Below are 6,404 nucleotides of genomic sequence, written 5' to 3'. Positions count from 1 at the left end.
GGGGAAGTGATGGCGTATGTTGGTGCAATCAACAAACTGAACACCCTTGGTCTGCCGGTCAGAAAGCCCCGAGTGTAGCGGTCACCTGGGGCTGGGGAGGTCATGACTTGTTGGTCAATTAGGGAAACATAGATGGTCGCCCCCGGTTTGCCAAGCCCTCAATCCATGAAAGTGAGTCAGGTGGAGATTGCAGCCATAGATCCGGATTTTGATCGAGGCTACTGCCTCTATCCCTGATGGAATTCGCTGGCTGGCTCCGCTATCAACGCCACGTACTTGGAGTACTTTGTTTCCCTCGGGTTTTACCAGCCACGGTCTGACCTGTCTCGCCATCACTTCATGATTGCCTGTGCAATCGGTGCTTCCTTACCAATTTTTGGTCATAGGACTGTCAATCAGCCCTTACATTGCCAAACCTGTTTTTCATGCGGCCATGCCATAGTGGGCATCATATTTTCTGTCGTGTGCCAGCAATGCCCAGATGATTCTAGCCGTCTTATTGGCTTGCACTACCGCTGCCACGTTAAGGTTGCGCTGAGCCATCACCCCGGCCAGCCAGCTTCCCGAGAACGACTCCTTGCGTTCTGCTACTCGTAGCACCGCCCGAGCGCCATGAATTAACAAGGTGCGCAGATAGCTGTCACCACGCTTGCTGATCCCAAGCAAGTTCTGCTTACCACCGCTGGAGTGTTGCCGTGGCACTAACCCCAGCCACGCGGCCAATTGCCGGCCATTCTTGAAGTTTTTCGCATTGCCGATGGAAGCAACCAGTGCGCTTGCGGTGATAGGGCCGATACCTGGCAACTGGGCTAAGGTTTGGCTGGCGGCACTGTCCTTATGTCAGCAAACGATTGCGTCCTCCAATTCGTTTACCTGCTTGTCGAGCATCTTTAGGTGCTCGTGAAGTCGCATTAACAAATGGCGAAATATTCCTGGCAAGCCGTTTTCACTGTCCTCCAGCAACTCGGGAACGTGTTTGCCTATGTGGGTGATGCCTTGAGGAAGGATGAACCCATATTCTGCTAACAGGCCCCGGATCTGGTTGGCTTGGGCTGTCCTGGCCTTGATGAAGCCTTGTCGGGCACGATGCAAGGCCAGGATGGCCAATTGTTCGCTGCTCTTTATCGGCACGAACCGCATGGTGGGCCGAGTCACTGCTTCACAAATAGCTTCGGCATCCGCAGCATCGTTCTTGTTGGTCTTTACATAGGGTTTAACGAACTGAGGCGCCATCAGCTTGACGGTATGCCCCAGCCCTTGCAATTTATTGGCCCAGTAATGGGCACTGCCGCATGCCTCCATGCCTAGATTGGCCCCTTGAAGATCCAGACACTTCGCCCCTCTTAACTTAAGAGGTAGTCTTGGAACTATGTTCAGTACTAGTCGCAACGAGAAGATGGTCGAAGTGTTAACAGGGGCTGAGCGCCGTCGACGCCGGACTCCGCAGGAAAAGATCTCCATCGTGCAGCAGACCTTTGAGCTCGGAATGACCGTCTCTCATGTCGCTCGCTTGCACGACGTCAACGCCAACCAGCTTTTCAAATGGCGTAAGCAATTCCAGGAAGGGTCTCTCACGGCGATCACCGCCGGTGAGGATGTTGTTCCTGCCTCAGAGTTGGCTGCTGCCATCAAGCAGATCCGAGAGCTCCAGCGTCTGCTCGGGAAGAAGACCATGGAGAACGAGATCCTCAAAGAAGCCGTGGAGTATGGTCGAGCAAAAAAATGGATTGCGCATGCGCCCTTGTTGCCGGGGGACGACGATTAAGTGCTGTGAGCAAGGCCCTTAATGTATCGCGTGCGCAGCTATCCGTTCGTGTTCATCGAAAACCAGGTTGGCAAGATGGTCGTCATCATCGCCAGCATGATGATGCTGCCTTACTTGGCCGGATCATGGAGGCGATGGCTGAGCTTCCCTCCTATGGCTATCGCCGAGTCTGGGCGCTGTTACGGCGTCAGTCAGAGGCAACACGAGAGCCTGTGGTAAACGCCAAACGGGTATATCGCGTCATGCGCGATCATGGACTGCTGCTGGAAAGAAAACCGGCTGCACCATTGACCCAGCGGGCACATAAGGGGCGTGTTGCCGTCAAAGAGAGCAATCGACGTTGGTGCTCAGATGGCTTCGAGTTTCGCTGCGATAACGGTGAAAAACTACGAGTCACGTTCGCCATGGACTGCTGTGACAGGGAAACCTTGGACTGGGCTGCTAGTACCGGGGCTTACGACAGTGCCACGGTGCAAGATGTCATGCTGAGGTCTGTTGAACGTCGCTTCGGGGATTCGTTGCCGGCATCACCGGTGGAGTGGCTGACTGATAATGGCTCGGCGTATCGAGCCCATGAGACCCGCGTATTTGCACGAGAGCTCGGGTTGGAGCCCAGAACGACTGCGGTGAGAAGCCCACAGAGCAACGGTATAGCGGAGAGCTTCGTGAAGACGATGAAGCGAGACTATATCGAGATGATGCCGAAACCAGATAGCCGAACAGCGGTAGGCAATTTGGCCATCGCGTTTGAGCATTATAACGAGCACCACCCGCACAGCGCCTTGGGATACCGTTCACCCCGGGAATCTCTGCGCAGTCGGGTATCACAACCCTAAGCGGGAAAAAGTGTCTGGATCTATGGGGTCAAATCCAATGCCGATCAAGCTAGGAGGAAGATTGCTAAAGAATGAGAGCATCTGACCCCGCTTCAACTGTCGCTTGAGGACCGTCTTGCCATGTTGATCAACGCCATGTAATTAGAAGAGATGTTTTGCCAGATCGATGCCGATAGTCGTAGTCTTCATGAAGGGCGCCTCTCTCATCAGTGGGAACTTACATTCGCCACTTTGGCACTCAGATGCCGTTTTGGGGAGGGGCGACCATCCCATTAACGCCGCACATAGATCTACTATAATAATTAATATGATGACAAAACTTAACAAAGGCTCACAATGTTCAAACAGATTAAAAAAAGCAACATTTATACAAAAAAAATTGAATCAAACTATTCATATGATAGGCTTAAAGCAATCAACTTTGCGTACGGGATTGTAGAGTTTGATATGAATGCTGTAATAACATCAGTAAATGATTTTTTTGCAGGTATATTTGGGTACAAGTGCGAAGAATTAATTGGAAAGTCCCACAGTGTTTTACTATCCCCGGCACAAATAGAAGGGCATAATGTTTGGTGGGGTGAAATTGTTTCTGGGGCTATTGTGTCTGGTGAGTTTTGTAGACTCAATAAATATGGGGAGGATGTATGGATTCAAGCATCTTACACACGTATAACTGATAAGGATGGAGTGTTTCTTGGTGTTATTAAGATTGCGACAGATATAACAAATAGAAAGAAACTGGAATCCGAATACCAGTCTCTTCTTCGGGCAATTGATCGCTCTTTAGGGGTGATTGAGTTCGCTTTGAACGGGGAAATAATTGCATTCAATTCAATATATCAAGAGTTAACTGGCTATCAACGAGACGAGTTACTTGGGCAACATCATAGTGTTTTATGCTATCCAGAATATGTTATGTCCAAGGCGTATTTGGACTTCTGGGTACAGCTAAGTCGGGGGGAGAGTATTTCTGGGCGATTCAGTCGTGTTAATAAATCTGGCCATGCATTCTGGATTCACGCCACATATAGCCCCATTCTTTCACCGGATGGGGAAATATTGCGCATTATTAAATATGCTCATGACATTACAGAGCAAGTCGAAGCCGAAGCTACAGTCTCAAAACAAAAGGATCTGCTAGACTTAATTCTAATGTTAGACCGACTTTTTATTAAAAGGTGCGATTTGAACATCCTTTATAATTTAATGTTTGATAGGTTATTTAGCATTGCGAAGTGTGAGCTTGGTTTGATTGTCCTTACAAACAAATCAAATGATGGCTATAGTGCGTACGCTCGAAGCAATGACATGAAAATATGGCAAGGAATAATAACAGGTGTTGATAACAAAGAAAGTCAGGGCCAATGTGGCAGGGGTAAAAAAATAAACATATTTAATGAGGTTCTAATAAAAAATAAGGTTGTATTTTCCAACGAAATCATAGATTGGACTGATTGCAGGCAGTTTTCCAGAGAGTTTCCTATTTTTGAGTGCTTTGTTGGAATGCCTATTAATCATGATGGAAATGTTATTGGTATGCTCGCTCTAGCCAACAAAATTGGTGGTTTTAATGAAGGTATAGTCACTTTTCTTGAACCATTACTATCTACATTGAGCACTTTTATATATGCAATTAAGTTAGAGGTTGAGCGCCAACGGATTGAGAGTATTCTTCGTTTTGACTCCGAGCATGACGCATTAACATTTCTACCTAATCGGAACTTTTTTTTCAGCAGAACTAGTGAGTTAATTAAGTTAATTAAGCAAGAAAGACAGAAAATTGACAATTGTTGCTTGGCTATGATTGATATTGACTATTTCAAAAAAATAAATGATGCATTTGGTCATCTTGCTGGTGATGCGGTACTAAAAGATCTGGCAAAAATATTCGTCCGTTCTTTGAGAAGAAATGATATTGTTGCAAGAATAGGAGGGGAGGAGTTTGTGATTTTATTACGCGACGTAACTCCCGATATAGCATATGAAACGATGGAAAGAATAAGGAAGGTCGTGGAGCATTATACATTTAATTATCAATCATCTCATTTTAAGGTGACAATTAGCATTGGATTGGCGGAGTATAGTTTTCGCTATGAAAATGTTGACCAATGGATAAGCATCGCAGACGAAAAATTATATGAGGCAAAAAGATTAGGTAGAAATAAGTCAGTTCAATGATATTATTAGGCATGTTTATTAGTTGATGATGTGATATCATAGGTTTTATTTAAAAAATGATGTGATGCTATGATTAGGTAAATTCAGTGAGATTTACTGTAGGTATATCTCCAATAGCAAACTGGTAACACAGATCTTTTATATCGTAATTGAGGCATGTTCATGTAGGCTATCAGGAGATGTGGCGTTGGTATAAAGCTTGCGCTGCAAGCGGTCTGGAAACGACTTCAATAAACACTTAACTTGTAAGTGTCTGGAGTACAGATGAGCTGAATATCCTAGAGTTGAGGCGTGCTCATGACTTGGGATTCTCGGCGTATACAGCATGAGTTAAGATGACATTCAGATATTTCTCGCGTTCCATAGTGTTTTAAGCTGGCATGGTATCAAAAAAATACTTCTTGGGTGGCTTTATTTAGCGCGATTATTCTACCTAAAATTGTGTTCGGGATGATGAGAGTGCATCTTCTCTCATCATAGATTGATAGTCATTTTTAAAATCAATGATATCCAGTGATGGGATAAAAGGCAGCCATTGTTCAAATTGTGCTGGCGAGGGGAGAGTATGCAAAAAAATTCGACTTCGATAGAGCGTTGGTAATAAAAAACTCCGTGAACTATAAACTACTTTACCTATAACTGAACCATCAGACGGAAGAGCAATAATGTAGTCTTCACCAACTTTTAATTTTTTATGACTTAACACGCCAATTTCGCCCCATCCAATATGGCGGACAACCACATAAGGTACGGGGTTGAAGAGATCCAGATACAGATTGGTTCTATTGCATAGTGCAATGTAGCCTCCTCCAATTAGCTTGTAGCGACGTTTTTTAGCAATCCCATTTCGCTGGATATAGTGGGGGGAGGGGTGATCCTTTGCCTGTTCGAAAGAATCGAATTGCTCTCTGAAGTTCATATACGTTTCCAGAATAAGTTCAGTAGCATGTAGATTTTTTAGCACATGATAGATTGCATAGCAATTATGTGAGAGCTTGAAGATGTACAGATCTAGTTATCACCTGTCACCGGCTTCAAACAGGTGTCTTGATTACGCTACTTTAGAGCGTACTTCGGCGTTGCCCAAATCGATGCAGCTTGAATGGAACTAACTGAGGGCTTGGTGATCTGATCACCACTATCCTCTTCAAGTCTGCATCATGGGCATATCGCTTCATTCCATCACCAACTGGCCTCAATACAACAAGTCTTTGATTAACCGTGGTTCACTCATCTTCTGGGTTGATACCGAGGCCATGAACAACTGGTTTCACCACGACCATATCATGGACGGCGGGGCCGCAGCCAGCTCTACACCGACCAGACCATTTGTACCTTCCTGATGCTCATGGGGATTTTTAACCTCACTCTGCGGACTCGACTCTATGTTCGAGTTGATGAATGTGCCGTTGTGCGCACCGGACTACAGTTGTGTCAGCAAGCGTTCGCACGGTGAAAGTGGCCTATCGACAACCGCCAAGGGGCGTATCACCGACCTGGTTATCGACTCGACCGGCCTGAAGGTATTTGGTGAAGGCGAGTGGAAGGTCAGAAAACACGGCGCCGAGAAACGGCGAGTGTGGCGCAAGTTGCATCTGGCGGTAGACCCTGTGACCCACGAT

The 6,404-nt window shown here is 46.2% G+C and carries 3 protein-coding genes and 3 pseudogenes; 3 read left to right on the top strand and 3 right to left on the bottom strand.

The window, feature by feature from the left end; translation table 11 throughout:
• Positions 1-423: 423 nt before the first annotated feature.
• Positions 424-1,308, bottom strand: a pseudogene (locus tag OKC31_RS21250) (IS110 family transposase); the annotation flags it as partial.
• 88 nt (positions 1,309-1,396) lie between these two features.
• Between OKC31_RS21250 and OKC31_RS21245 the strand changes: the two are divergent.
• Positions 1,397-2,601, top strand: a protein-coding gene (locus OKC31_RS21245; RefSeq protein ID WP_270657699.1) for an IS3 family transposase whose coding sequence is annotated in 2 segments (ribosomal slippage) — positions 1,397-1,715 and positions 1,715-2,601 — 1,206 coding nt in all. Because the reading frame shifts where the segments join, the coding sequence is not laid out codon by codon here.
• Positions 2,602-2,637: 36 nt separating this feature from the next.
• Here the strand turns inward: OKC31_RS21245 and OKC31_RS21240 are convergent.
• Positions 2,638-2,790 (bottom strand): annotated as a pseudogene (locus tag OKC31_RS21240) (IS110 family transposase); the annotation flags it as partial.
• Between the two features lie 147 nt (positions 2,791-2,937).
• Here OKC31_RS21240 and OKC31_RS21235 point away from each other — a divergent pair.
• Positions 2,938-4,782 (top strand): sensor domain-containing diguanylate cyclase, encoded by a 1,845-nt coding sequence (locus OKC31_RS21235; protein WP_270657698.1) that lies wholly within the window; start codon positions 2,938-2,940, stop codon positions 4,780-4,782.
• Positions 4,783-5,215: 433 nt separating this feature from the next.
• On the opposite strand, the gene OKC31_RS21230 is transcribed toward OKC31_RS21235, so the two are convergent.
• Positions 5,216-5,701, bottom strand: coding sequence for a hypothetical protein (locus OKC31_RS21230; protein WP_270657697.1), 486 nt, complete (start codon positions 5,699-5,701; stop codon positions 5,216-5,218).
• 241 nt (positions 5,702-5,942) lie between these two features.
• Here OKC31_RS21230 and OKC31_RS21225 point away from each other — a divergent pair.
• Positions 5,943-6,404: pseudogene (locus OKC31_RS21225) on the top strand (IS5 family transposase); the annotation flags it as partial.

The sequence above is a fragment of the Aeromonas sp. Y293-4 genome (genome assembly GCF_027705905.1).
GTDB classification, from domain to species: Bacteria; Pseudomonadota; Gammaproteobacteria; order Enterobacterales; family Aeromonadaceae; genus Aeromonas; species Aeromonas veronii.
Note: the sequence above shows the minus strand (reverse complement) of the source record. Positions and strands in the feature narration are given on the sequence as shown.